The 26,292-nt window shown below is 62.3% G+C and carries 17 protein-coding genes and 1 pseudogene; 7 read left to right on the forward strand and 11 right to left on the reverse strand.

Annotation, left to right across the window (positions count from 1 at the left end; translation table 11 throughout):
- The first annotated feature begins 23 nt into the window (after positions 1–23).
- A complete protein-coding gene (gene fapF / locus ACN8M7_RS07625; RefSeq protein WP_061239450.1) occupies positions 24–1,274 on the forward strand; it encodes a fibril amyloid transporter FapF in 1,251 nt (416 codons plus the stop codon).
- A gap of 9 nt (positions 1,275–1,283) precedes the next feature.
- Here the strand turns inward: fapF and ACN8M7_RS07630 are convergent, their stop codons facing one another.
- The 5 genes from ACN8M7_RS07630 to ACN8M7_RS07650 form a co-directional block, all read right to left on the reverse strand.
- The gene (locus ACN8M7_RS07630; protein ID WP_490260739.1) at positions 1,284–2,609 is read right to left on the reverse strand and encodes a sigma-54 dependent transcriptional regulator; all 1,326 of its coding nucleotides are present in this window, start codon (positions 2,607–2,609) and stop codon (positions 1,284–1,286) included.
- Between the two features lie 421 nt (positions 2,610–3,030).
- Positions 3,031–4,419 carry an efflux transporter outer membrane subunit gene (locus tag ACN8M7_RS07635; protein WP_490260349.1) on the reverse strand — a complete coding sequence of 463 codons (1,389 nt, stop codon included), beginning with the start codon at positions 4,417–4,419 and terminating at the stop codon, positions 3,031–3,033.
- Positions 4,416–7,595 carry an efflux RND transporter permease subunit gene (locus ACN8M7_RS07640; protein WP_490260350.1) on the reverse strand — a complete coding sequence of 1,060 codons (3,180 nt, stop codon included), beginning with the start codon at positions 7,593–7,595 and terminating at the stop codon, positions 4,416–4,418. Before ACN8M7_RS07640 ends, ACN8M7_RS07635 begins: the two co-directional genes overlap by 4 nt.
- A gap of 27 nt (positions 7,596–7,622) precedes the next feature.
- Positions 7,623–8,861: a multidrug efflux RND transporter periplasmic adaptor subunit MexE gene (mexE, locus tag ACN8M7_RS07645; protein ID WP_490260351.1), complete on the reverse strand. Its 1,239-nt coding sequence runs from the start codon at positions 8,859–8,861 to the stop codon at positions 7,623–7,625.
- Positions 8,862–9,045: 184 nt separating this feature from the next.
- A complete protein-coding gene (locus tag ACN8M7_RS07650; RefSeq protein ID WP_490260352.1) occupies positions 9,046–9,960 on the reverse strand; it encodes a LysR substrate-binding domain-containing protein in 915 nt (304 codons plus the stop codon).
- A gap of 218 nt (positions 9,961–10,178) precedes the next feature.
- On the opposite strand from ACN8M7_RS07650, the gene ACN8M7_RS07655 reads away from it, so the two are divergent.
- The 4 genes from ACN8M7_RS07655 (at position 10,179) to ACN8M7_RS07670 (ending at position 13,897) form a co-directional block, all read left to right on the forward strand.
- Complete coding sequence (locus ACN8M7_RS07655; protein ID WP_490260353.1) at positions 10,179–11,201, forward strand: zinc-dependent alcohol dehydrogenase family protein; 1,023 nt, start codon at positions 10,179–10,181, stop codon at positions 11,199–11,201.
- Positions 11,202–11,261: 60 nt separating this feature from the next.
- Positions 11,262–12,155 carry a chemotaxis protein CheV gene (locus tag ACN8M7_RS07660; RefSeq protein WP_490260354.1) on the forward strand — a complete coding sequence of 298 codons (894 nt, stop codon included), beginning with the start codon at positions 11,262–11,264 and terminating at the stop codon, positions 12,153–12,155.
- A gap of 164 nt (positions 12,156–12,319) precedes the next feature.
- Positions 12,320–12,823, forward strand: a complete 504-nt coding sequence (locus tag ACN8M7_RS07665; protein ID WP_490260355.1) for a hypothetical protein — start codon at positions 12,320–12,322, stop codon at positions 12,821–12,823.
- 210 nt (positions 12,824–13,033) lie between these two features.
- Positions 13,034–13,897 (forward strand): helix-turn-helix transcriptional regulator, encoded by an 864-nt coding sequence (locus tag ACN8M7_RS07670; RefSeq protein WP_061239432.1) that lies wholly within the window; start codon positions 13,034–13,036, stop codon positions 13,895–13,897.
- Between the two features lie 40 nt (positions 13,898–13,937).
- Here ACN8M7_RS07670 and ACN8M7_RS07675 read toward each other — a convergent pair whose 3' ends face one another.
- Positions 13,938–15,143, reverse strand: coding sequence for an NAD(P)/FAD-dependent oxidoreductase (locus ACN8M7_RS07675; RefSeq protein ID WP_490260356.1), 1,206 nt, complete (start codon positions 15,141–15,143; stop codon positions 13,938–13,940).
- A gap of 123 nt (positions 15,144–15,266) precedes the next feature.
- Here ACN8M7_RS07675 and pdxR point away from each other — a divergent pair, with 123 nt between their 5' ends.
- Complete coding sequence (gene pdxR / locus ACN8M7_RS07680) at positions 15,267–16,766, forward strand: MocR-like pyridoxine biosynthesis transcription factor PdxR (RefSeq protein WP_490260357.1); 1,500 nt, start codon at positions 15,267–15,269, stop codon at positions 16,764–16,766.
- Positions 16,767–16,799: 33 nt separating this feature from the next.
- Here pdxR and ACN8M7_RS07685 read toward each other — a convergent pair whose 3' ends face one another.
- The 5 genes and pseudogenes from ACN8M7_RS07685 to ACN8M7_RS07705 form a co-directional block, all read right to left on the reverse strand.
- Positions 16,800–18,053, reverse strand: coding sequence for an OprD family porin (locus ACN8M7_RS07685; RefSeq protein WP_490260358.1), 1,254 nt, complete (start codon positions 18,051–18,053; stop codon positions 16,800–16,802).
- Between the two features lie 336 nt (positions 18,054–18,389).
- Positions 18,390–21,458, reverse strand: coding sequence for an error-prone DNA polymerase (locus tag ACN8M7_RS07690; RefSeq protein ID WP_490260359.1), 3,069 nt, complete (start codon positions 21,456–21,458; stop codon positions 18,390–18,392).
- Positions 21,455–22,864 (reverse strand): Y-family DNA polymerase, encoded by a 1,410-nt coding sequence (locus tag ACN8M7_RS07695; protein ID WP_490260360.1) that lies wholly within the window; start codon positions 22,862–22,864, stop codon positions 21,455–21,457. Before ACN8M7_RS07695 ends, ACN8M7_RS07690 begins: the two co-directional genes overlap by 4 nt.
- A gap of 7 nt (positions 22,865–22,871) precedes the next feature.
- Positions 22,872–23,490: pseudogene (gene imuA / locus ACN8M7_RS07700) on the reverse strand (translesion DNA synthesis-associated protein ImuA).
- 187 nt (positions 23,491–23,677) lie between these two features.
- On the reverse strand, positions 23,678–24,775 hold the full coding sequence (locus ACN8M7_RS07705) for a YkvI family membrane protein (protein WP_061239588.1): 1,098 nt from the start codon (positions 24,773–24,775) through the stop codon (positions 23,678–23,680).
- A 337-nt stretch (positions 24,776–25,112) separates the two neighbouring features.
- Here ACN8M7_RS07705 and ACN8M7_RS07710 point away from each other — a divergent pair, with 337 nt between their 5' ends.
- A complete protein-coding gene (locus ACN8M7_RS07710) occupies positions 25,113–26,177 on the forward strand; it encodes a GlxA family transcriptional regulator (RefSeq protein WP_490260361.1) in 1,065 nt (354 codons plus the stop codon).
- Positions 26,178–26,292 lie beyond the last annotated feature (115 nt).

Raw genomic sequence — 26,292 nt, forward strand, 5'->3', positions numbered from 1 at the left:
CATGCGGCACAAGGATCCGGTATATGCGCCGAGCATATGGCGTCATCGTCACGTTCAGCATGAGCTTGTGTTCCAGTCTGCCGGCCGTCGCGGCCGACGACGCCCAGGTCGAGGCTCTGCAGAAGGAACTGCAAACGCTGCGAGCCAATTACCAGACGCAGCAGAATGCGCTGATGGTTCTTGAGCAGCGCCTGCGTCAGATCGAGGGCAGGGCGGCTGCGGCAGGCGGCGGGGCGGCGCCGCTGTCACGCAACCCTCAGGTGGCCAGCGCCGGAACCTCCGCCGGCTATGGTACCGCCTTGAAAGACAACGCCGAGCCGCCCGCGAGCGTGGAGAACCTGTACCAGGAAGCCAGTGGCTTCTTCGGCGGCGGCACCTTCAGCATCGAGCCGGGAATTACCTACAGCCACTACGATTCACGCCAGCTGTTTCTCAACGGCTTTCTGGCACTGGATGCGATCTTCCTGGGCAATATCGGCGTGGATCAGATCAATGCCGACACCTTCACGTTCGACCTGACCGGCCGCTACAACTGGGCGCAGCGTTGGCAGCTGGACATCAATACGCCGTGGATCTATCGGGAAAGTACCTATCAGTCGGCCGGCGCCGGCGGCTCCAGCACCTCGGTCAGCGAGGCGACCGTAACGGGCGATGCAAGGCTCGGAGACATCAACGTGGGCATCGCTTACAAACTGCTGGATGAAGGGGAAGGTACGCCGGATGTCGTCTTGAGTTTGAGGGCCAAGGCGCCGACCGGCGTTGAACCCTATGGGATAAAACTCGATCGCGTGGCAGGGAACGACAACCTGAGCATCCCGGAGGACCTGCCGACGGGTAATGGTGTGTGGTCCATCACCCCCGGTATCACGCTGGTCAAGACCCTCGACCCCACCGTGGTGTTCGGCAATTTCTCCTACACCTACAACTTTGAAGAAAGCTTTGACGACATCAGCCCGCAGCGCGGGGTAAAGGTGCCGGGTAAGGTGGATCTGGGCAATTGGTTTCAGTTTGGCCTGGGTGTGGCGTTCGCCCTCAATGAGCGGGCGAGCATGTCGATGTCGTTCAGTGAGCTGATCAGCCAGCGAAGCAAGATCAAACCTGAAGGGCAGGGCTGGCAGACCATCACCGGTAGCGATGCCAACGCCGCCTACTTCAACATAGGCATGACCTTCGCCGCGAGTGACAAGCTGACCATCGTGCCCAACCTGTCGATCGGACTGACACCCGATGCGCCGGATTTCTCGTTCAGCATCAAGTTCCCTTACTACTTCTGATCCGCAGTGTCAGCGTAGTTGGTGCTTATGCAGCAGTCGGTAGAAGGTCGGCCGCGACACCCCCAGGGAGCGCGCGGCGTTGCTCATGTTGGTCGAGTAGTGCATCAGCGCATCTTCGAGCGCCTGGCGTTCGGCGCTTAGCAGGTAGTCGTCCAGCGGTCGGCAGGGAGCGGAGGGAGTGGCAACCAGACCGATATCCGCTGTTTCGATCTGGCGCCCCTCGGCCAGAACCTGGGCACGCCTGACACGATTGGCCAGCTCCCGCACGTTTCCAGGCCAGCTGTGGCTCATCAGCGCAGTCATGGCGCCGCCACTGAACTTGCGTGGGCGACGGCCTATCTCGCCAGCGTACTGGCGAGAAAAATATTCGACGAACAAGGCGATGTCTTCCTTGCGCAAGCGCAGGGGGGTCGTCTGTATCTGCAGTACATTGAGGCGGTAATAGAGATCCTCGCGAAACCGCCCGGCACTGATGGCCGCCTCGAGGTCGATATGGGTCGCGGCCAGTACCCGTACATCGGCTGCCATGCTTTTGCTGGAACCGACCCTCTCGTAGGTCATTTCCTGGAGGAAACGCAGCAGGTTTGCCTGCATCTCAAGCGGCAGGTCACCTATCTCGTCGAGAAACAAGGTGCCGCCCTGCGCTGATTCGATGCGACCAATCTTGCGTTGACTGGCTCCGGTGAATGCGCCCTTCTCATGACCGAACAGCTCGGAGTGGATCAACTGCTCGGAAATAGCCCCACAGTTGATCGCCACGAAAGGGCCATTGGCCCGCCGAGACTGGTTGTGCAGACGACGCGCCACCAGCTCCTTGCCCGTGCCGCTTTCACCGGTGATCAAAACCGAGGCATCACTTGGGGCAATCTTGTCGATCAGATGACGCAGCTCTCGTGTCGACTGGCTCTGCCCGATCAGTAACTCTCCGGCCGTTACCGGTGGCGGGGTAGTGATACGGCGATAGAGACGGGCCATGCCAGAGGCGCGGCCCAATGTGCAATGCAGGCGGGATGAATCGAAAGGCAGCGTGTGAAAGTCGAAGAACCATTCATATATAAAGTTTGCCAGCCCCGTATTACGGCGCAGGTCGTCACTCATTACCGCTATCCATTCGGTCTGGCTGTCGCGAATCTGTTGCTTTATACGCTCCAGATAATCCAGGTGGTGCGTTTGCAGACAAATCACGCACACATCATAAACCGGTTCGACTTTGCTACTTAAGTCGGCATGGTCCACCAACCACTTGTTTCTTCGCAGCTCGGGAATGAGTTGTTCACAGTCGCTTACAGGTTCTACGATCAACAGACGTCTAGGGTGGTCAAGCGAACCCAGCATACGAACTCCTTTGCCCTTGACGGACAGGAACAGCGCTCGCAGGTTGTTTCTTGGCATGGTGAATGCTTTGCAGTTCACCTATCGAAGCACTTAATATTCACCGCTTAATTCGGTACGGTCGTGCACGAAAGTATGCACTTAAAATACCTGCGAGTCATAAGCGAAGTGTTTTAATAGTTATTGGCTATGTAAGTACTGGCGCGATGGGGAAGTTATAGTCGATGCCATCTGCAAGGCAAGTTAAATCCCCGCAATCCGATGTATGGCGGCTGTTGTGAAAGTTTGATTGCTTATCTCGCCATGCCGCAGTCTTGATGACTGCTGCCTGGCTGGTCAGGGCTGCCAGCCAGGCAGTGATTCGAACAACGTACATGTATACGTCCCCTTCGATTGGAAGCAGCTGCCAATCGAAGGGGAGGGCTCAAGCCGGCGGCTGCCAGCCGCCGCCGAGCGCCTTGTAGATCGCCACGATTCCGCTGTAGAGCTCGACTTCCGCCGAGGCCTGGGCGTCTTCGGCGGCCAGGCGCTCACGCTCGGCATCGAGCAGCACGAGGAAATCCACCGTGCCTTCTCGGTAGCGGATCGCGGCCTGGTCAGCCGCTGCACGGCTGGCTTCGGCCTGGCGCACCAGCGCCACCAGGCGTTGCTGGCGTTTGGCGTAGTCGCTGAAGGCATTTTCCGACTCCTCCAGCGCCAGCAGTACCTGTTGCTCGTACTGCGCCAGGGCGCCGTCGGCTTCGGCTTCGGCGCCGCGCAGACGAGCGCGAACGCTGCCCAGGTCGAAAGCCGCCCAGGTGATGCTCGGCGCCACGCCCCAGGCGCGAGCAGCCGATGCGCCCAGTTGCGAGCCGCGCCCAGCGGTGAAGCCAAGGAACCCGGAGAGACTGACACGCGGAAACAGGTCCGCCGTGGCCACGCCCACTTGCGCCGTGGCCGCCGCCAGCTGGCGCTCGGCCGCCTGGATATCCGGGCGGCGGCGTAGCAGTTCGGCCGGGTTGCCAATCGGTAGCGCTTTGGCGATCACCGGCAGTGGCTTGGGCGCCAGATCCACCTGCAACTGCTCCGGCCGCTGGCCAAGCAGCGTGGCGATGCGATTCTGCGCGCGCACCTGCTGCGCCTGCAGTTGCGGCAGACTGGCTTCGGTGGCGGCGAGGCGTGCATCGGCGCGCAGCACATCCAGTTCGTTACCGACGCCGGCGTCACGCAATTGCTCGGTGATGGCGCGCGAGGCCTGCTGGTTCTTCAGGTTCTCGCGGGCGATGCTTTCGCGCAGTTGTGCGCCGCGCAGGGTGCCGTAGGCGTCGACCAGCTCGGCGATCAGGCTGACCTGCAGCTGGTAGTAGTCGGCCTCGGCCAGTTCGATGCGTGCTTCGCTGGCCTCCAGTTGACGCTGGATACGGCCGAACAGATCCACCTCCCAGGCCATGTCCAGGCCAAGGTCGTAGCGTTCCTGACGAACCCGCTCGTCCGTGGTCGGCGGCTGCTGCGCCTTGCCGAATTCGCCACTGGCACGGCTGGTGACAGTGGGGAAACGGTCGTTGGCCACGTCATCGCGAATCGAACGCGCCGCGCGCAGGCGGTTGAAAGCCACGCGCAGTTCACGGTTGTTCTGCAATGAGCGCTGCACCAACTGATTCAGCGTCGGGTCGTCGAACTGCTGCCACCAGGCGGCTTCGAAGCGACTGCGGTCGTAATTGGCCGCTTCCATCGCGGCAATGCGCGCAGGATCGGTCACGGGTGCTCGGTAATCCGGGCCGACGGCGCAGGCCGACAGTGCCAGGGTCAGGAGAGCGGGGGCAAAGGCTTTCATGCGTGCACCTCCTGCAGGCGGGCGGCTTTGCGGGCTTCGCGTTTCTCGACGAAGGCGCGGATCAGGACATAGAACACCGGCGTCAGCAGCAGGCCGAAGAAGGTCACGCCGATCATCCCGGAGAACACCGCCACGCCCATGGCATGGCGCATTTCAGCACCGGCACCGGAGCTCAGCACCAGCGGCACCACGCCCATGATGAAGGCGATCGAGGTCATCAGGATCGGACGCAGACGCAGGCGGCAGGCTTCCAGCACCGCAGCGACGCGGTCGAGGCCTTCTTCCTGTTTCTCCTTGGCGAACTCGACGATGAGGATGGCGTTCTTGCACGCCAGGCCCACCAGTACGATCAGGCCGATCTGAGTGAAGATGTTGTTGTCGCTACCGGCCAGGATCACCCCGGTGATGGCCGAGAGCAGCACGGTCGGGACGATCAGGATCACCGCCAGCGGCAGACTCCAGCTCTCGTACTGGGCAGCCAGCACCAGGAAGGCCAACAGCACGCAAAGCGGGAAGATGAACACGGCGGTGTTGCCGGCGAGGATCTGCTGGTAGGTCAGGTCCGTCCACTCGTAGGTCATGCCGTTGGGCAGTTCCTGTTCCAGTAGTTTGGCGATGGCGGCTTCGGCCTGACCGGAGCTGTAGCCCGGCGCGGCGGCACCGTTGATTTCGGCGGTGAGGAAACCGTTGTAGTGCATCACCCGATCCGGGCCTGAGCTGTCCTCGACCTTGACGAAGGTCGACAGCGGCACCATCTCGCCACGGTTGTTGCGTACCTTGAGCTGGCCGATCTGCTCCGGCTCCAGACGGAACTGCTGGTCAGCCTGGACGTTGACCTGATAGGTGCGGCCAAAGCGGTTGAAGTCGTTGGCATACAGCGAGCCCAGGTACACCTGCAGGGTGTCGAAGATGTCGCTGATGGCCACGCCGTGGGTCTTGGCCTTCTCGCGGTCGATGGCAGCATCGACCTGCGGCACGTTGACCTGATAGCTGGTGAACACCGACATCGGGTTCAGCTCCGGCAACTGACGGGCCTTGCCCAAGATGTTCTGGGTCTGCAGATACAGCTCCTCATAGCCCAGGTTGCCGCGATCCTGAATCTGCAGACGGAAGCCGCCAATGGTACCCAGGCCCTGCACAGGCGGCGGCGGGAAGATGGCGATATAAGCGTCCTGGATCTCGCTGAACTGGCCGTTGAGTGCGGCCGCGATGGCGCCGGCCGACAGGCTTTTGTCCTTGCGCTGGTCGAAGTCCTTGAGGGTGACGAAGACGATGCCGCTGTTCGGGCTATTGGTGAATCCGTTGATCGACAGGCCTGGGAAGGACACGGTGTTTTCCACGCCTGGGTATTTGGCGGCGATCTCGCTCATGCGCTTGATCACCGTCTCGGTACGGTCGAGTGTGGCGGCATCGGGCAACTGGGCGAAGGCCACCAGGTACTGCTTGTCCTGCTGTGGCACGAAACCGGCCGGGGTGCTGGAGAAGCCCAGGTAGCCGAGCACCAGCAGGCCGCCATAGACCAGCATGGCGATGCTGCTGCCACGCAGCACGCGGCGTACGGTGCCGACGTAGCCATGGCTGGCGCGGTCGAACACGCGGTTGAACGGGCCGAACAGCCAGCCGCCGAACAGTTTGTCGAGCAGCCGCGAGAAACCGTCCTTGGGCGCGTGGTGATCCTTGAGCAGCACGGCAGCCAGTGCCGGTGAAAGGGTCAGCGAGTTGATCGCCGAGATCACCGTGGAGATGGCGATGGTCAGCGCGAACTGCTGATAGAACTGCCCGGTGAGGCCGGAGATGAATGCCGTCGGCACGAACACCGCGCACAGCACCAGCGCGGTGGCGACGATGGGACCGGTCACTTCTTTCATGGCCTGGCGCGTGGCTTCGACCGGTGACTTGCCCAGAGCGATGTTGCGCTCGACGTTCTCCACCACGACGATGGCGTCGTCCACCACGATACCGATGGCCAGCACCAGGCCGAACAGCGACAGGGCGTTGAGCGAGAAGCCGAACAGGTGCATTACCGCAAAGGTGCCGATCAGCGACACCGGCACGGCGGCCAGCGGGATGATGGAGGCGCGCCAGGTCTGCAGGAACAGAATCACCACCAGCACCACCAGCACGATGGCTTCGAGCAGGGTGTGCACCACCGCCTCGATGGAGCCACGGACGAAGATGGTCGGGTCGTAGACGATCTCGTAATCCATGCCTTGCGGGAAGCTTTGCTTCAACTCGGCCATGCGCGCCCGTACCTCGTTGGAGATCTCGATGGCGTTGGAGCCTGGGCGCTGGAATACCGGGATGGCCACGGCCGGCTGATTGTTCAGCAGCGAGCGCAGGGCATACTGGTTGGAGCCGAGTTCGATGCGGGCGATGTCACGCAGGTGAGTGATCTCGCCGTCTTCGCCGGCGCGGATGATGATGTTCTCGAACTCTTCCTCCGTGACCAGACGGCCCTGGGTGTTGATCGACAACTGGAAGCTGTTGCCGGCATCGGAAGGCGGCGCGCCGAGAGCACCGGCGGCGACCTGACGGTTCTGCTCACGGATGGCGTTGACCACATCGGTGGCGGTCAGCCCACGCGAGGCCACCTTGTTCGGATCGAGCCAGACACGCAGCGAGTAGTTGCCCATGCCGAACAGCTGCACGTCGCCCACGCCCGGCAGACGCGCCAGCTCGTCCTTGACGTTGAGCGCGGCGTAGTTGGACAGGTAGAGCATGTCGTAGCGATTGTCCGGCGAGGTCAGGTGCACCACCATGGTCAGGTCGGGGGAGGCCTTGTCCACGGTCACGCCAAGACGCTGCACCTCGGTAGGCAGGGTCGGCATGGTACGGGTCACGCGGTTCTGTACCTGCACCTGGGCGTTGTCCAGGTCGGTGCCCAGAGCGAAGGTCACGGTCAGGGTCAGCTTGCCGTCGTTGGTCGACTGCGACGACATGTAGAGCATGCCTTCCACGCCGACGATGGCCTGCTCCAACGGCGAGGCCACGGTTTCACCGATCACCTTGGGGTTGGCGCCGGGGAAGTTGGCGCGTACCACCACGGTCGGCGGCACCACTTCCGGGTATTCGCTGATCGGCAGCTGGAACAGCGAGATGGCACCGCTGATCAGGATCAGCAGCGATAGCACAGCGGCGAAGATCGGCCGCTGGATGAAGAATTGCGAGAAATTCATGGGTCTGTCCTCAAGGCGCAGGCTTGATCAGCCGCGCGGCGAGCGAGCGTCGATTTTTTCGGCGGCGATACGCGGAGTCTGGCTGCCATCAACGGCTTGGCGCATGCGAGCCAGGTGCTCAAGGGTGTTGTCATCGGCCATGGACACCGACTGCGGGTCGACGGTAGAGCCAGGCATGGCGCGCTGCAGGCCATTGACGACGATCTTCTCGCCCTTGCTCAGGCCGCTACGCACGATGCGCAGCCCCTCCAGCTTCGGCCCCAGCTCGATGGAGCGATAGGACACGGCGTTGTCATCGCCCAGTACCAGCACGTACTTCTTGCCGAGATCGGTGCCGACCGCTTCGTCCTTGATCAGGGTGGCTGCGTAGGACTTGCTGCCCACCAGCTTCAGGCGAGCGTAAAGACCCGGGGTGAAGCGGCCATCCTGATTGTCGAACACCGCACGACCACGGATGGTGCCGGTGCGCGGGTTGACCTGATTGTCGAGAAAGTCGAGCTGGCCCAGGTGCGGGTGATCGGTCTCATCGGACAGGCCAAGGTAGACAGGGCTGGCGCCACGGGCGTCGGTGCCGGCTTCACGGGCCAGTTCGGTGTACTTGAGGAAGGCGCGCTCGTCGGCATCGAAATAGGCATAGACCTTGTCGGTGGACACCACCGAAGTCAGCAGGCTTTCACCCGCGCTGACCAGGTTGCCCCGAGTGATTTCGGCGCGGCTGACACGGCCGTCGATGGGAGAGGTGATGCGGGTGAATCCGAGGTTCAGACGAGCGTTCTCCAGTTCGGCGGCAATCGCTGCGACCTGAGCCTGAGCTTCGGTGGCGGCACTGGCGCGAGCATCGGCCAGTTCGGCGGAGATGGCGTTGCTCTGGCGCAGACGTTCGCCGCGGCGCGCTTCGCTGGCGGCACGGGCCTGGTTGGCGCGGGCCTGCTGCAACTGTGCTTCGAGACGTTTGACTTCGGCCTGGAAGGGGCGCGGATCGATCTGGAACAGCAGATCGCCTTTCTTCACCAGAGTGCCTTCGTCGAAGGCGACTTTGTCGATGTAACCGGAGACGCGCGGACGGATTTCGACGGACTGTGGGGCTTCCAGGCGGCCGGTGAATTCGTCCCACTCATTGATCGGCTGTTCGATCACTTCGGCGACGCTGACCTTGGGCGGCGGCATTTGCGCCTGGGTCTGCGCGGCCTGATCGCAACCGCTGAGTGCGAGGGCGCCGGCGAGGGCCAGAGGGAATATCCAGATGTTCTTGTGCTGCTGTTCCATGGGTGACTCCGCCAGTCGGATTTGTGGATGGGCGGAGTCTGCGGCGAGTCTCGTAGGGCTACGAATCGAACGCCATGAATTTGAATATCATCGGGAATGATAAAAGATAGAGTTGAATCAATTTAGAGCTATGACAGTGCGCAAAGGTTCCTGGCGGCACTTCGCTGGTGCGTTTCCGGATGTTTTACAGGCTATCGGGGTCGCCACAGAACATCTGAATGCGCGAGCGTAACCAGCGCTCGGCCGGGTCGTTGTCCTGGGCGCCGCGCCAGGCCATGTGCAGCTCGAAGGTCTGGGCCTGGATAGGCAGGTCTTCGGCGCGCAAGCCGCCTGCGGCAGTCAGAGCGGCGGCGGTGTAGTCAGGCACGCTGGCGACGATGTCGGTCTCTGCCAACAGGGTCGCCAGGCCGTTGAACTGCGGCACGGCCAGCACCACATGGCGCTCGCGGCCGAGCTTGGCCAGTTCATCATCGATGAAGCCCGTCAGGTCGCCGGCGAAGGACACCAGCGCATGGGGGCGGGCGCAGTAGTCATCGAGGCTCAGCGCACCGGGCACGGTATCGGCGCGCAGCAGCTTGGCCTTGCTGCGGCGCAGAACCTTGCGCTTGGCATTGGCCGGCAGTTCCTCGGTGTAGGCCACACCCACGGAAATTTCGCCGGAGGCCAGCAGGCCGGGCATCATCAGGTAGTTGGTACGACGAATCACCAGCACCACACCAGGGGCTTCGGCACGCAGACGGCGAAGCAGCGCAGGCAGCAGGGCGAACTCGACATCATCGGAGAGGCCGATGCGAAACACCGCCTTGCTGGTGGCAGGATCGAAATCGGCGGCGCGGCTGACGGCGGTGGAGATGGAGTCCAGCGCTGGCGAGAGCAGGGCATAGATTTCCTGCGCGCGCGGGGTCGGCTCCATGCTGCGGCCGGTGCGCACGAACAACGGATCGTCGAACAGGGTGCGCAGGCGGGCGAGGGCGGCACTGATGGCCGGCTGGCCCAGGAACAGCTTCTCTGCGGCCCGGGTGACGCTGCGCTCGTGCATCAAGGTCTCGAAAACGATCAGCAGGTTCAGGTCGAGGCGACGCAGGTCGTTGCGGTTCATCCGGGTACCATTCGAGGGATACGGGCCTTGTCAGCACGGCGCTGCAAATGAGAGCCTTTGCCTGGGCAATAGTACGGGCAGTGTGCAGCGGATTGAAAGCTGCCGAATCACTGACAGGCATGAAGACTATCGATAGAGTCTGATAGTGTCGCCGCCGAACAGCGGATAGAGTCCACAGTCATTGAAGTGTTAATCCGCGATCAAGCTCGAGGTAAGCGATGTCCCGCATGATCCGTTTTCATAAGTTCGGCGATGCCGAAGTGCTCCAGTACGAAGAGGTTCCGACGCCCGTGCCCGGCCCTGGTGAGGTGCTGGTGCGCGTTCAGGCCGTGGGCCTGGGCTGGAAAGACGTACTGTGGCGACAGAACCTGGCGCCCGAGCAGGCCAAGCTCCCGGCTGGTACCGGTTTCGAACTGGCCGGCACCGTGGCCGTATTGGGCGATGGTGTCAGCGACTTCGACGTAGGCACCGCCGTTGCCGGCTTCCCGGCCAGCACGCCGAACCGTTACCCGACCTGGGGCGATCTGGTGCTGATGCCCAGCCACGCCCTGACGCGTTACCCCGATGTGCTCAGCCCGGTCGAGGCCAGCGTCCATTACACCAGCCTGCTGTTCGGCTACCTGGCGCTGATCGAGCTGGCGCACCTCAAGCCCGGCCAGCACGTGCTGATCACCGAGGCCAGTCACTGCATGGCGCCGCAGACCGTGCAGCTGGCCAAGGCACTGGGCGCCAAGGTCATCGTCTCCACCAGCTCGGCGGAGGATCGCGAGTTCCTGCGTGGCCTGGGGGCCGACAAGGTGATTGCGACCGAAGAGCAGGACCTGGTCCTGGAGGTTGAGCGTTACACCGAAGGCAAGGGCGTCGAAGTGATTCTCGACCAGTGTGCCGGCCCGCAGATGAAACTGCTGGGCGATATCGCCGCGCCGCGCGGCAAGCTGATTCTGTACGGGATCAACGGTGGCAACGACACGGCCTTCCCTGCCTGTGCAGCGTTCAAGAAGCACCTGCAGTTCTTCCGCCACTGCGTGCTGGATTTCACCGGTTGCCCGGAGCTTGGCATCGAGCCGAACAACGAGGCCGTGCAGCGTGCCATCACGCACATCAATCAGATGACCGCCGACCGCTTGCTGACGCCGGTGATCGACAAGGTGTTCGACTTCGAAAACTTCATCGAAGCGCATCGTTACATGGAAACCTGCCCGAACCGTGGGCGAGTGGCCCTGAAACTGGCTGCGGATTAAAGTCCGCGGTCAGATGGTCGCTATACCCGGTAGGTTTACCGTTAGTTCAAGGACAGTTTCATGACTATGGTCATCGGTGACGCGCTATCGCTGTTGTTGTTTCGTTTGCATAGCGGCCGTTTGCTGGGCATCAACCTGCTCAAGGTCAACGAGATCATTCCCTGTCCTGCGTTGACCAAACTGCCCAGCCGCCACCCCAATGTGCGCGGCATCGCCAGCCTGCGCGGTGCTGCGGTGACGGTGATCGATCTGGCGCGCGCCATCGGCGAGCAAGGTGCGGCTGACGAGGATGACGGTTGTCTGATCGTCACCGAGGTGAGCCGCTCGCGTCAGGGCCTGCATGTGAAGGGCGTCGAGCGCATCGTGCAATGCTCAACCCGCGATGTGCGTCCACCGCCTGCCGGATCCGGCAGTCGTGCCTTCATCACCGGCGTGACTCAGATCGATGGTGCCATCGTGCAGATTCTCGATATCGAGAAGGTATTGCATGACATCGCTCCAGCACTCGAAGAAGCGCCGGTCGGGCAACTGCTCGACGGTCAGGATGGCCGCCTGCTGCAGGGGCGTCGCGTGCTGCTGGTCGATGATTCGCAAGTCGCACTGCAACAGACCCTCAATGTCTTGCGCCAACTAGGGCTCGACTGCACGGCAGTGCGCAGTGCCCAGGCAGCGCTGGAACAGCTTCATGAGTATCAGCAGGCCGGCATGCCGTTCGAGCTGCTGGTTTCGGATATCGAGATGCCGGAGATGGACGGCTACACCCTGGTTCAGGAAATCCGCCGCAGCTCCGATATCGCTGCTACCTACGTGCTGCTGCATACCTCGCTGGACAGCACCATGAATACCGAGAAGGCGCGTGCAGTCGGCGCCAATGCGGTACTGACCAAGTTCTCCTCGGTCGATCTCAGCCAGGCACTGCTCGACGCCTTTCGGCAAATGAGCGGACAAGACTGAAGCGCTCCCTGCAAGCCCTTGCCGGCAAACGGCAAGGGCTTGCCAGGCTTTCTCTCGATCAAAAATAAAACCCAATACTTTCAATGAATTAAGCGCGCCGTTTGAGCTGGCATGCGCTTTGTATCAGTGCGCCTGGCAATTGCAATTCAGTCAAGGAGCACGACATGAGCACCATTGGAGGCGTTGGCAGTTACGGCGGTCTATCGCTGAGCGGATTGCGCAACAAGCAGAGTGAAGAGCAAGGCGAGTTTGCCCAACTGGCGCGCAACGTGGAGAAGACCACGCGCTCGGCAAACGCCGAGTCCGAACGCGAGTTTCGCGCCAGACAAGCCACGGATGAGGGCTTTGCCCGCTTGCGTGTGGAGTTGCAGAACGGGTCCGAAGGCAAGGTGGAAGCTGCCGTCAGTTCGGGGGCAGTGGAAGAGCCGAAGGGCGAGGATAGCGGTGACGCCGCATTGGCGGAGTTCATGGCTTACATGGCGATGACACCGGCGGAGAAGATTCGTCACGGCATCCTCAATGAGATGGGGCTGACCGAAGAGGACATCGAAGACATGTCGCCCGAGCAGCAGCAGGCTGTCGAGCAGGAGATCGCTCAGCGCATGAAGGACCGTGCGGATATGCAGGCTCAAGAGGACGGCAAAGGCCGCTCTTATGGGCTGATTTGAGCCGTGCTTGCCGGCGCTGATTGAGCCATTTCCCGGGGAAGAAGGGGCAACGGACTGAGAAACGAACCGTGGAGACTCTCCATCTTTGGTTAAGGCCGTTTGGAATTTTTATGGGCTGGATTGTCTATCAATCTACGACAGTGCAACCGTTGCGTTGCGACCTGTCGAGCAGTCATCCCCATAGAGAATCTTTATCCGGACGTTTCCAATATGGATGTTCTTTCCGAGTTCTTCGAGCGCACGAGCCTGCAGGGGCGACTGTTATTCGCCGGCCCGGTAGACGGTACGTTGGTGCTGGACAGACCCCCTGGCATGGCATTCATCCACGTGATCGAGCGCGGCGCACTGGATATGGTGCACGCCGACAAGCCGCGCATTGCGATCAGTGAACCCAGCGTGCTGTTCTGTCCAAGCACCTGTTGCTACAAGTTGCGCGCGCACCAGCCTGGCGGTGTGGATCTGATCTGCGCTTCCTTTCAGTTCGGGCGCTCGGGGCAGCAGCCCTTTCCTCTGGGACTGCTGGAAACACTGGTGTTCCCGTTGAGTGCCCTGGAGCAGCTGGGGCCTGTGATCGGTTCCCTGGTCAACGAATTTCGCACACCGGCACCAGGGCGCAGCAAGGCACTGAATCTGTTGTTCGAATATGTGTTCGTCCTGCTGGTGCGTCGCGCAGTGAGCGAAGAGCGCATCACCAGCGGTCTGCTCTATGCCTTGCAGGACAGCCAGCTTGGGCCAGCCTTGATCTGCATCCATCAGGAGCCTCAGCAGGCCTGGAGCGTCGAGCGCCTGGCCGAGCTGGCGAAGATGTCGCGCACCAAGTTCGCTGCGCTGTTTTCCGAAGTCATGAGCATGACGCCCATGGCCTATGTGACGGCCTGGCGCATGAAGGTCGCGCAGGACCTGCTGTGTGAGGGCATGCCGATCAAGGTGGTCGCCGATGCGGTGGGTTACGCATCGCAGGCGTCGTTCTCGCGCACCTTTGCTCAGCATGTCGGGCAACCGCCAGGTGAATGGCTGCGCGCAGAGGGCGAGGACCCACCTGCGAAGCTGCAGGTGCAGATCTACCAGGATTGACCCGCGCCCAGGGCAATAAACCCTGGGGCGGGGTGCCCGCTCAGGCGACGACGGGGATCAGCGGGTCGGCAGCCGCCAGGGCGACGTCGCGTTTGGCTTGCGGCGGGTAGATCCACTGGGTGTTGATCTGCATCTTGAGTTCTTTGCCAGGCTTGCCGGTCAGCACCACCTTGCGTTCCCAGCCTTCGGTGAACACCGCGCCCCAGGCGCCCAGATCCAGGCAGGTGACGTACTTGGGCTGGCTGTAGGGAATCGGCTCGACACCGAGCAGATCGGCTGCCGCGTTGTTGCCGGAGGAGCGGCCGAGGGCAATGGCGTGCTGGCAGGTCATCAGTGCGTGGTTGCCCAGATCGTCCACTGCGGCATAAGCGGTATCACCGGTGGCGTAGATGGCGTCCTGGCCCAGCACCTTGAGATTGCGGTCGACGTGCAGGCGCCCGAAGGCATCGCGCTCACCATCGACTTGCTGGGTCAGCGGCGAAGCTTTCACGCCCACGGTCCAGACCACGGTGCCGGCTTCGATGCGCTCGCCGTTATCCAGCCGCACTCCATGTTCGTCGACCATCGACACCGGGCTGCCGAGTTTCCAGGTTACCCCCAGGTCGTCGCTCGCTTCAGCGATTATCGAGGCGATCTGCTCACCCATGACGCTGCCGACCTGATCACCCATGTCGACGACGATCACCCGCACGTCGGCCTGGTCACCCAGGATAGCGCGCAACCGCGCCGGCATTTCCGTGGCGGTTTCGATACCGGTAAAACCACCGCCGACCACCACGACGGTGTTACGCGCCTGGCTGGCCGGCTTGTCGCGCAGGCCCTGTAGATGGGCTTCGAGTTGCTGCGCCGACTCCAGGCTGTCGACATCGAAGGCGAAGCGGTCGATACCGGCCAGAGGAGGCCTGGCAACCTGGCTGCCAGAGGCCAGAATCAGGCGGTCGAAAAGCAGCTCGGCCTGTGCGCCGTTTGCGTCACGGTAGATGACCCGCTTGCCTGCGGCGTCGATGCGTGTCGCGCTGCCTTGCACGAATTGCACGCCGACTGCTTCGAACAGCGGGCCGAGTGGCGCAACGCAGGTGCTCAGGTCGCTTTCGTAGAAGCGCGGGCGCACGCGCAGTTCGGCTTGCGGGGCGAGCAGGGTGACCGTGACATCCAGGCGTTGGTGCTGGTCCAGCAGGCGAACGGCGCTCAGCGCACTCCACATGCCGCCGAAACCGGCGCCGATGATCAGGATCTGCTGTTTCATAGGGTTGATTCCCGTAGTTGAAGATAAAGGTGTTGGCTGACTACGGGTTCGATTGTGTGGTTGTTTTGGATCAAGGTATTGATCCAATATCTGCACAAATAAGTGGTCCACTTTGGAGCATCCATGCCCGTCGAAAAAGCCCTGCCACACGTGGTCTTTCTACCGCTGGGAACACCGGAGGAGGGGACTAGCCTGCAGGAGTGGCTGTATGACTCGTTGCGCAGCGCGATTCTGGGCGGGCGCCTGCCGGCTGGCAGCAAATTGCCCAGCACCCGCGCCATGGCCGAGTACTACAGCCTGGCGCGCGGCACGGTGCAGGCGGCCTATCAGCAACTGCTTTCCGAGGGTTATCTGCAAGCGCGTACCGGCAGCGGTACACGTGTCAGCGAGGTATTGCCGGACCCGACGCTGAATGCAGGGTACGTCCGGCGCAAGGTGGTGGCGGCGATCGAGGACAAGCGCGCGGCGCCCGATACGCCATGGCTGAAACGTCTGGCGCAGATCGAACCCATTTTCTCCCGGCACACATTGCCGAGTGGTCTGCGCGCGTTCTTTCCTCATCGTGGTGATATCAACGCCTTTCCCATCGATCTGTGGCGCAAGCTGCACACGCAGCAGCTGCGCAGCTCGCGCCTGAACATGCTGCTCGACGCCGATCCGGTGGGGTTGCCGGGGTTGCGCGAGGCCATTGCCGGTTATCTGGCCATCGCACGTGGCGTACAGGTTTCGCCCGAGCGCATCCTGGTGCTCGGCAGCGTGCAGCAGGGGCTGGATATCTGCCTGCGTCTGTTGGCCCCGGGTGATTCTCAGGTATGGATGGAAGACCCCGGCTACCCCGGCGCACGGCAGTTGATGGATATCTCTGGCGTGACACGCGTGGACGTGCCAGTAGACCGCTCCGGCCTCGATGTGGACGAGGGCATACGCCTGGCGCCAGGTGCTCGGCTGGCTTACGTCACGCCGTCACGGCAGGCACCGTTGGGCGGCGAGCTGTCGCCAGCGCGCCGTCTCGCCTTGCTGAAGTGGGCAGCGGAGCAGGGCAGCTACATCTTCGAGGACGACTACGACAGCGAGTACCGTTTCATCGCCAAGCCGATTCCGGCCCTGCGCTCGATGTCAGGCGCCGAGCACTCGGTGATCATGGCAGGCACCTTCAGCAAGCTGCTGTTTCCCTCGATTCGCCTGGCCTACCTGGTCATGCCGCCGCAATTGGTCGAGAGCTTCACCCGCGTTTCGGCGCTGATGTCGCGCCATGCCAACAGCCTGGCGCAGGCCGTACTCGCCGACTTCATCCATGAGGGCCACTTCGACCGTCACGTGCGGCGCATGCGCAAGCTCTACGCAGCGCGTGCCGATGCCTTCGCCGAGGCGGCGCACAGGCATTGGCGAGGGTTGATCGAGGTGCCGGAAATTCGCGCGGGGATGGATATCGCCTGCCGTTTGCAGGTGGAGAACGAGCAGGAGGCTTTTGCCCGTTTTCAGGCGGCCGGTATCGATGCCATACCGCTGTCGCGCTACTGCGTCAGCCCTCGTGGTCCAGGCCTGGTGATGGGCTTTGCGCCCTACGAGGAAGGCGCCATCGAGGCGGCAGCCAAGGCCGTCGCGCAGGCGCTGCGCAGCTGAGAGCCGCCCCGGGCGAAGCCGGGGCGGAGAGCATCAGAGGATGCTCAGCGGGTACTCGACGAAGGCGCGGATCTCGTTGAGATCCGGCCCGACGTCGGTGCTGGAGCGGTAGATGGAGTTGCGCAGGCGAACATGCAGATCCTTGGCCGCACCACTCTGGATGGTGTAGCCGATCTGGTTGAAGATCTCGCGTTCGGTGCCGTTGTTGTCGTTGCCGGTATCGATGTTGTCACCGCGTACGTAGGCGAACTTGTAGCGCAGACCCGGCACGCCGTACTCGGCGAAGTCCAGCTCGTAGCTGGCCTGCCAGGAGCGCTCGTCCTTCAGGTTGAAGTCCGAGTAATAGGAGTTGGCCAGGTAGATACTCGAGCCGCCGTCGCCATAGTCATAGGCAAAGCCGGCATCGCCGCTGTTGCGCTGATGCGCGACGATGAAGGCATGGGCGCCGATGCTGTACTTGGCCGCCAGGCTCCAGATGGTGTTGCGATCGCCCTGGCCATCACCGCCGAGATCCACGGCGGCCACCGAGCCGGTGTCGTACTTGGTGCGGTAGATGTTGAAGTCGAAATTGAGCGCCTGCTCAGCCGCCAGCGCCAGGTTGTAGTTGATGTTGGCGTAGTAGCGTTTGTACATGTCCTCGAGGTCGGAGTGATACACCGCCAGGCTCAGATCATCGCTCACGGCGTAGCTGCCGCCGAGCACGTCGATGCTCTTGAGTCGGTTGGGATCGCGTGCCGAATCGCCCATCGGGCTGTCCGCGGTGAAACGGCCGGCGTTCAGTTCGAGCCCTTCGATCTCGTTGCTGGTCACCAGCGTACCGGTGAAGGATTGCGGCAACAGGCGGCTGTCGTCATGGGCCAGAACCGGCAGGGAAGGGAACTGATTGCCGTACTTGATCACGGTATTGGAAACACGCAGTTTCACCGCGCCGCCGGCCTGGGACAGATCGTCCACCGGACGGCCTTCGCTGTCGGTGTCGAAGAAGGCGCGATAGTTACGTCCGCGGCCGCTGTCGAGCTTGACCCCGAGCAGGCCGAAGGCATCGACGCCGAAACCGACGGTGCCCTGGGTGAAGCCGGACTCGAAAGTGGCGATGAAACCCTGACCCCAGGTCTTGGCGTCGTTGGTGTGGTCTTTGTAATCACGGTTGAAGTAGGCGTTGCGCAGCAACAGATTGAGGTTGGCGTCTTCGACGAAACCATTGGCTTCGGACTGGCTGCTGGCATGAGCCAACTGCCCACCCAGCGCGAGGCTGCAAGCCAGCGCGAGACAGTGCTTCTTGTGCATGGGGGCTCCCGGTGTTGGTGTGCTGTTCTAAACGCGCCTCACATCGAGGTAAGGCCCGGCCCAGAGGGGCGCGCATAGAGTTATCACCCGGCATGCAGATGCACTATTCAAGCTGATCGATGATCACTATCGACGACTTCGATGCGCTGATCAGGGCGAAGGACGATAGGCTTTACCCCGATGAAGACTTCCGAGCGGCGGCCTTTGTATCACTCACGGAGGCCGACGCTCTGGCTCCACTTCATCTCCTTTGGTTAAGACGACTTGTGGCCGCCTGGTGATCCAGTGCGGCCTTTTTTTCGTCTTCACCATGGCATCGCGCAGGCGGCCAGATGCTCAATGAAAGTCGCGGCTGCGGATATCCAGACCGGTCAGCATGCTCGTCAGATCCGTCAGGCGCCCGGCAATCACGTGGCGCACACCTTCGACCGTTTCCAGATGACCATCGACGCGCAGCATCTGCGACTGCACCAGGGTCCGTCGTTGCCGCTCGGCCAGGTCGTGCCAGACAACCACATTGACCAGGCCGAACTCATCTTCGAGCGTGACGAATATGACGCCGCTGGCGGTTTGCGGCCTTTGCCGGCCGATCACCAGGCCGGCGATGCTGACCGGCCGGCCATGCTCGACCGCCAGCAAATCATGGGAACTGCGGCAGCGCTCGGCGCGCAATGCCTCGCGCAGCATGGCCAGCGGATGCGGGCCGAGAGTAGTGCCAAGCGTGGCATAGTCGGTCAGCAGATCTTCCCCCTGCGAGGGTGCAGACAGGCTCAGGCAGGCTTCACTCGGCGCAGACACGCCGGCGAACAGCGGCAACTGCTCCTCGACGCCGGCCACCGCCCAGCGCGCCTGGTAGCGGTGGCCAACCAGAGCCCCAAGTGCGCCGGCATCGGCCAGCCGCTCACGCGCCGAGGCGTCCAGGCGTGCGCGCCGACTGAGGTCTTCGACATCGTGAAATTCACCTGACTGGCGCGCCTGTTCTATACGACGTGCATCGGCCTCGCGCAGGCCGCGGATCATTCTCAGCCCCAGGCGGATGGCCGGCTCGCCCTGTTCATTGGACTCCAGGCTGCAGTCCCAGTCGCTGTAGCGGACATCCACGGGACGTACCTCGACGTCATGCCGCCGCGCGTCCTGCAGCACCTGATCGGGGCTATAGAAGCCCATCGGCCAGCTGTTGACCAGGGCGCAGGCGTAGGCCGCGGGCTCATGACACTTGAGCCAGCAGCTGGCGTAGGCGAGCAGGGCGAAGCTGGCGGCATGCGACTCGGGAAAACCGTAACTGCCGAAGCCCTCGATCTGACGGAAGATCCGCTCGGTGAATGCCTGCGTGTAGCCCTTTTCCAGCATGCGCGAGGTGAGCCGCTGCCGATGAGGCTCAAGGCCGCCATGGCGTTTCCAGGCGGCCATGCTGCGGCGCAGTTCATCCGCTTCGCCTGGGGTGTAGTCGGCGGCGACGATGGCCAGTTCCATCACCTGTTCCTGGAACAGCGGCACACCGAGGGTGCGCTCGAAGACCGGTTCGAGTTCCGCGCTGGGGTAGTCGATGGCTTCTTCGCCGTTTCGCCGGCGCAGGTAGGGATGCACCATGTCGCCCTGGATCGGCCCCGGACGAACGATGGCCACCTGGATCACCAAGTCGTAGAACTTATTGGGGCGCAGACGCGGCAGCATCGCCATCTGCGCGCGCGACTCGATCTGGAACGCGCCGATGGTGTCCGCGCGGCTGATCATGGCGTAGGTGTCCGGGTCTTCCTGGGGCAGGGTGGCCAGCGTCCACCGCTTGCCGCGATAGCGTTCGACCAAGGCGAAACAGCGGCGCAGCGCGCTGAGCATGCCCAGGGCCAGCACGTCGACCTTGAGCAGCCCGACCCTGTCCAGATCGTCCTTGTCCCACTGAATCACGGTGCGTTCGGCCATGCTCGCGTTCTCCACCGGCACCAGCGTATCGAGCGCATGCTCGGAGATGACGAAGCCGCCGGGATGTTGTGACAGGTGCCGGGGAAAACCGATGAGCTCACCGGTCAGTATCAGCACGCGCCGGAGCAGTGGATTTTGCAGATCGAATCCCGCTTCCTGCAGACGCTCGGGCGAGGGCGGACCGCTGCTCCAGCGACCACAGCAATCAGCCAGCGCATTGACCTGATCCGGCGGCAGGCCGAGGGCCTTGGCGACGTCGCGTATCGCCCCGGCGCCGTGGTAGGTGTTGACCACCGCCGTGAGCGCTGCACGCGTTCGCCCGTAGCGGCGAAACACGTACTGGATGACTTCTTCTCGGCGCTCATGCTCGAAATCGACGTCGATATCCGGTGGCTCGTTGCGCTCGCGGGAGAGAAAACGCTCGAACAACAGCCGGCTGTGCGTAGGGTCCAGCTCGGTGATGCCGAGCGCGAAGCAGACGCTGGAGTTGGCCGCCGAACCCCGGCCCTGACAGAGAATATGCTGCTCGCGGGCGAAGCGGACGATGTCATGCACGGTCAGAAAGTAGCTTTCGTATTGCAGCTCGGCGATCAGCGCCAGTTCGTGCTTGATCTGAGTGCGGGCAGCGGGCGGCACGCCCTTGGGCCAGCGCTCGCCGGCACCACGTTCCACCAGATGCCGCAGCCAGGACGTGGCGTCATGACCTGCCGGTACCAGCTCGTGCGGGTAGTGGTAGTCCAAGTGCGCGAAATCGAAGCTGCAGCGCTCGGCGATGCATAGTGTTTGCGCGAGCAGCTGCGGCGGATACAGCTCGGTCAATTCTTCGCGTCGGCGCAGATGGCGTTCGCCATTGGCGAACAGATAGGCACCGGCCTCGGCCACGGGCAGATGATGGCCGATAGCGGTCATGCAATCCTGCAAGGCGCGGCGGCCACGGGCATGCATGTGCACATCGCCACAGGCCACGGCCGGCAAACCGTGAGCGTCGGCCAGATCGAGCAGGCGCTGCAGGCACGCGGCATCGTCCGCGCCGCGATGCAACTCCACGCCCAGCCACAGGCGCCCCGGCAATAACGAACGAAGCCAGGGCAGGGCGCTGCTATCGCCATGGCTGAGCCAGATGCCCAGCAGCCCCTCGAGCGGCGCAACGAAGTCTTCATGCAACAAGCGGTAGGCGCCCTTTGCCGCTCGGCGTCTTGCCCGGGTGATCAGCCTGCATAGCGCCTGATAGCCCTTCAGATTCTCGGCCAGCAGCACCAGCTTCGGGCCATTTTCGATCAGCACCTCACTGCCCACGATCAGCTTTACGCCGCTCTTCTTCGAGGCCTCCCAGGCGCGCACGATGCCTGCAAGCGTGCATTCATCCGTGATCGCCAGGGCCCGATAACCCAGCAGGGCCGCCCGCTCGAACAACTCCTGGGCACTGGAAGCGCCACGCTGAAAGCTGAAATTCGACAGGCAGTGGAGTTCGGCGTAATCGCTCACGCGAACCACCCGTGCAACAGCAACGGACCGTCACTGCCAACCGTTCGGTAGGCCCAGCCGCGCTGGCCGGCACGGGTTTGCACCACGTAGTAGTCGCGGCGCACATCCCCGCCATCCCACCAGCCGGACTCGATGCGTTCCGGGCCGCAGAGGATGCGTAGCGAGCTTTCACGCAGTGGCTGGGGTTCGCTCAACAGCCAGCCGGGACGCGCACTGCAGGGTGGCAGCAAGGGGCTGATCGGTTCGTTCTGCCAGGCATATTCGGGGCGATGATCCGCTCTGGCTCCAAGGCCATGCAGGGCGCCATCACCCAGGCGAGCGCGCAACCGTTCGCGTAACTGCTCCCAGGGCTGGTTCTGCTGCGGGCGCTCATCGAACAGTTGCTGGTGTTGCGGCGCGAAGACTGGCAATTCACGCGCCACCAGGCGCACGGCCAGCACCGGCGCCGCTAGCTGCTGATGCTGCAGACGGCCGCGGGTCAGCTCGAACAGCATGCCTGGATCACGCTCGGCGCTGAGCAAGCCCACCTGCACCTGGGTATCGCCCCCCGTGCGGTGTTCCAGGTGCAAAGCAAAGCGCTGAACGCCACTGTCACGACCGGCCAGGTAAGCCGCCAGATCGGCTGTCAGGCGGCGCAGTGGGAACAGCAGCGCCTGATGCGACTCCACCTCGAAATTCAGCTCGATACGGGCATCGAATACATCCGCAGGCGTATAGAAATCCAGCGCCAGTGGGCGCTGGCCAAGCAGGGTATCGAGGTGGCGCAGTACCTCGGCAGGAAAGCGCTTGGCCAGGCTGTCGCGCGGCAAAGCCAGCAGCTGGCGCAGTTGCCTGAGCCCCATGCGATTGAAGGCAGTGGTTACCGAGGCAGAAAGCCCGAGTCGGTCCACTGGCAAGGGATCGAGCATCTGCTTGAGCGTCTGTTCATCGCTTGCCATCAGGCCATCGCCGATATTGACCAGCACCCGCGCAGCAGCCGGATTCGGCGCGACGGCAATGCGGTGCTGGAAAGCCAGTGCCGACAGCTCGCTGCGCAGACGCGCCTGAAAGCGCGGCCAGGGGCCGAACAGGCCCAGGCTCGATTGCACTTCCAGCAACAAGCAGCGCGGATAATGGAGACTGACCTGGGCACTGAAGCCGTAGGCCCAGGCGGCCAGAAATTGCTGCCAGTGTTCGATGGCCGCAAGATCATACGGCGCTGTTGCGAACCCGTGCGTGAGCGCCTGCGCCGCTGTCAGTGACTGCCCGGGTTTCAGCCCCAGAGCTCGGGCTGGCGGGTTGACTGCTTGCAGTACGCGCCGTTGCGGCGAGCCGCTCAGTAACACCAGTGGCTCATCAGGGTTGGCGCGCTGCCGCTGCACACCGTCCATGGCCAGCTGCGGCAACAGGATGCAAGCCCAGAGCATGGCCGGCTCAGTGCCAGGCAAACGCAAGCGGCTGCGCAGGCGGAAAACCGCCCCTGCACTTGATCACCCGCAGCTGCGCAGGCTGACCTTCGAGCACCAGACGCAGAGCGGCCGGCGAGGGATTGGCGGCCTCCGTCTGTGGCCGATAGGCAAAAGCCAGGGTTTGCCCAGTGCCAGCGGCCACTTGCAGGCGTCTCAGCGAACGGTCATCGGCCTGACGCAACCAGCACAGCACCGCCCCGCAACTCCCCGAGCGCAAACATTGCTCGGCAGCCCACAAGGCATCGCGGCCATTGGCCTGGATGATGCTCAGGTGGCGCAAGTCGACGCCGGCCTGAATCCAGGCCTGGGGATAGGGCAGGTGAGGAGGGGAGACGAGCACGACCCGCTCCCCCGCGCTACTGAGGCTTGCAAGGGTCGGCCACAGCAAGCTCAGCATCACCGATGCCTGGCGCACTCGTGAGAATTTCACTGAGCGCAGCCGTAGGCCAGCCGCCTCCAGGCAATGCGGCATCGAGAAAAGGGTGTCCAGTTGAGACATTGGCGCTGGATGGCGATGAAACGGCCTGGCCTCGCCACACACGGCGAGCGTCGATCAATCGGTCAAGCGCAACCACGGATGACATGGGGTAACGACCATATACTGTATATAGATACAGTATTGTGCGTGCGAGTGACCCTGGTCAAGTGGCTGGCATCGGGCCTGCTGCGGTCCATGCTCAACGCCATGCGATGCATGGACGCTACAGGTAATAGAGGGCCGCACGGGTAACCCAGTGCGGCCCTCTATTTGATGGACATGACCCTTGGCCGTCAGGGATGCAAGACCGTAGCAGCCTCCGACTTGAATAGCCGCGTGCGAATGTCCTTGGCAAGCATCAGGAAGAGCAGGGCAAAGCCCACATAGCCGTTGATCACGTAGACGATATTGATCAGGCGATCGAAGGGGATGGTCAGGCCAACCAGGGTACCGATTACTGCCAGCACTACCAGCAGGATGCGGTGACGCTGACTGTTTTCGTCCGGAGCAAAGCGCTTTACCGGCGCCCACAGCAGTGGCGCTGCAGTGGTGAAGATGGCAACGAACACGATGAGTGCAAAGCCCAACGCCAGTGTCGGGTGAAGCTTGGCGATCAACGCCAGCGTGGGAATCTGCGTACCGGCCACGTCATCGAGATGGGCCGCCAGGCCCAGCATCATGGCCAGTACCGCCAGGCTGAACATTACCGCGCCCAGCGTCGCACCCCAGCGGGCTTCTTTTCTGCTGGAGGCCGATTTGCCCAGATTGGTCATGAACGCCGCCAGCCACATCATGCAAAAACCGACATAGGACGCGCAGGCAATGAACCAGTTGCTGCTGGCCTGCAGGACGGTGCGATCAGTCACCAGTGGTTCCAGTTGCTCCGCATAGTTTTGCAGCCCGTCAGGCGCCATTGCATAGCTGACGATGCCAATGACGATTGCCAGAACACTCAGCAGCGGGCCTATCAAACCGATGATTTCCACCAGCCGCTTGAAGCCCAGCAGCAGCGTCACCAGGGCAAGACTGCCCATTGCCACGCCACCGATCCAGTTCGGCCAGCCGAACTGCTGATGTAGCGCGGCGCCTGCGCCGGCGATCATTACCCAGAAGGACATGAACAGGAAAACGACTGAGAAATAGTCGAAAAAACTGCCGAGCAGTTTGCCGCAGTAATATTGATAAATACTTTTAGGCTCGCTGAACTGCTGCTCATAGCCGGCACTTACGAAGCTGAAGTTGACATAGATGAACAGCAACAGCATTAGCGCAACGCTGGCGACGCCACGATAACCGTATGCCACGAAGTACTGCATGATCTCCTGACCCGTGGTGAAGCCGGAGCCCACCAGCAGGGCGATCAGTGCTCCACCTGTCAAAAGTACGCGCATCAGGCGCACAGGATTGTTGTTCCGAGTCATAAGTATTGCACCTTGAGTTCTTGGTTTTGTTGAGGTTGCAGTGGCGGTGTGGCGGGTTCCTTGCGGCTGGAGATGCAGGAACAGTAAGCTCGGGACGTCGTTTTCAATGCACCCGCAAGCGACATTGAGTCGTTCGGTTGCGACGCACCTTCAGGGCCATGGCGCTGAAAGAGTTGCGTTTTACCGAGCGCGCGGCTATCGGGGAAAATTCAGATACAGCGAGGAGAGGGCGCTTACGCGATAACGCCATTGGCAAGTTTGGTGAACATGCCAACTCTGATAACAACGCAAACAAGGGCTGGCTCGGATGGACGCCTTGAAATTGTTACCCAAACGTAGTTTCAGCGAAGCCATGCAGGGGAAGAACCTGCGTTTCGTAGATGACAAGAAGCAGCCGGTCAAACAGGCCCGGGTAGGTTTTCTGTTGCTCGAGCATTTTTCCTTGCCGGCTTACACCCAGGCGCTCGACACCATGGTCACGGCCAACCTGATCAGCCCTGGCTGCTTCATTACCGAGTCATTCAGCCTGACGGGCGAATCGGTAACCAGCGACCTGGGCTTGGTGATCTGTCCTGGCGCACAAATTCAGTTGTCGCACATGGCGGACATGGATCTGCTGGTGATCTGCGGCGGTCTGCGTACGCCGCTGAAGGCCTCGCCAGCACTGAGCGCCTTGCTGCATGGCGCGAACAAGCAGTTCGTAGAGCTGGCTGGGCTCTGGAACGGCGCCTGGTTTCTTGGGCAGGCCGGGCTACTGGATGGCTATAAATGTGCGATCCATCCGGAGAATCGCGCCGTACTGGCGGAGGTCGCCAGAAACAGCCAGGTGACCAGCGAGAGCTACATGGTCGATGGCAACCGGCTGACGGCCGCCAGTCCCAGCGGTGCATTTCATATGGTGATGGAATGGATCCGCAAGCGGCATGGCCGGGAACTGGCCGATGGCATCGTCGATATCCTGGCCTTCGAAGAGTCGCGCTACCGTCGCGCACGCCCGGCACTGCACGACAAGATGAGCGAGCCGCTGCGCAATGTGGTGCAGCTGATGTGCGCCAACATTGAAGAGCCCCTGAGCCTGACCCAGATCGCCCAGTATGTCGGGCGTTCCAGGCGGCAGATCGAGCGGCTGTTCCAGGATCAGATGACGACCACGCCGGTGCGCTATTACCTGGAGCTGCGCCTGACTGAAGGACGCCGGCTGCTGCAGCATTCCGATCTGCCGATCCTCGATGTGTCACTGGCTTGCGGGTTCGTCTCATCGAGTCATTTCAGCAAGTGCTACACAGAGTTCTATGGTTACTCGCCATCAAAGGAAATGCGCTTCGGCAACGTCCGTTCGTCAAAATGCGAAAAACCTGGACCGAGCACCTGACGGCAGCCTAAGTAATAGTTCGCATAATGTATATTATGTTAAATAGCGTATTGAGTCAGATGCCCCTTCTTGATCGGGTGTCAGCATCAACGGTCCAAGGCCAATCGTCTTTAGG

Source organism: Pseudomonas spartinae (genome assembly GCF_965197125.1).
In the GTDB taxonomy this organism is placed as follows: Bacteria; Pseudomonadota; Gammaproteobacteria; order Pseudomonadales; family Pseudomonadaceae; genus Aquipseudomonas; species Aquipseudomonas composti_A.

What these genes read in the sequence shown, in the direction of transcription:
- pdxR (WP_490260357.1), top strand. Translation starts at nt 15,267, where the DNA reads ATGCCCGTCGAAAAAGCCCTGCCACACGTGGTCTTTCTACCGCTGGGA.
- ACN8M7_RS07675 (WP_490260356.1), bottom strand. Translation starts at nt 15,143, where the DNA reads ATGAAACAGCAGATCCTGATCATCGGCGCCGGTTTCGGCGGCATGTGG.
- ACN8M7_RS07670 (WP_061239432.1), top strand. Translation starts at nt 13,034, where the DNA reads ATGGATGTTCTTTCCGAGTTCTTCGAGCGCACGAGCCTGCAGGGGCGA.
- mexE (WP_490260351.1), bottom strand. Translation starts at nt 8,861, where the DNA reads ATGGAACAGCAGCACAAGAACATCTGGATATTCCCTCTGGCCCTCGCC.
- ACN8M7_RS07685 (WP_490260358.1), bottom strand. Translation starts at nt 18,053, where the DNA reads ATGCACAAGAAGCACTGTCTCGCGCTGGCTTGCAGCCTCGCGCTGGGT.
- ACN8M7_RS07710 (WP_490260361.1), top strand. Translation starts at nt 25,113, where the DNA reads ATGGACGCCTTGAAATTGTTACCCAAACGTAGTTTCAGCGAAGCCATG.
- ACN8M7_RS07640 (WP_490260350.1), bottom strand. Translation starts at nt 7,595, where the DNA reads ATGAATTTCTCGCAATTCTTCATCCAGCGGCCGATCTTCGCCGCTGTG.
- ACN8M7_RS07705 (WP_061239588.1), bottom strand. Translation starts at nt 24,775, where the DNA reads ATGCGCGTACTTTTGACAGGTGGAGCACTGATCGCCCTGCTGGTGGGC.
- ACN8M7_RS07665 (WP_490260355.1), top strand. Translation starts at nt 12,320, where the DNA reads ATGAGCACCATTGGAGGCGTTGGCAGTTACGGCGGTCTATCGCTGAGC.
- ACN8M7_RS07650 (WP_490260352.1), bottom strand. Translation starts at nt 9,960, where the DNA reads ATGAACCGCAACGACCTGCGTCGCCTCGACCTGAACCTGCTGATCGTT.
- ACN8M7_RS07655 (WP_490260353.1), top strand. Translation starts at nt 10,179, where the DNA reads ATGTCCCGCATGATCCGTTTTCATAAGTTCGGCGATGCCGAAGTGCTC.
- ACN8M7_RS07660 (WP_490260354.1), top strand. Translation starts at nt 11,262, where the DNA reads ATGACTATGGTCATCGGTGACGCGCTATCGCTGTTGTTGTTTCGTTTG.
- ACN8M7_RS07695 (WP_490260360.1), bottom strand. Translation starts at nt 22,864, where the DNA reads ATGCTCTGGGCTTGCATCCTGTTGCCGCAGCTGGCCATGGACGGTGTG.
- fapF (WP_061239450.1), top strand. Translation starts at nt 24, where the DNA reads ATGCGCCGAGCATATGGCGTCATCGTCACGTTCAGCATGAGCTTGTGT.
- ACN8M7_RS07635 (WP_490260349.1), bottom strand. Translation starts at nt 4,419, where the DNA reads ATGAAAGCCTTTGCCCCCGCTCTCCTGACCCTGGCACTGTCGGCCTGC.
- ACN8M7_RS07630 (WP_490260739.1), bottom strand. Translation starts at nt 2,609, where the DNA reads ATGCTGGGTTCGCTTGACCACCCTAGACGTCTGTTGATCGTAGAACCT.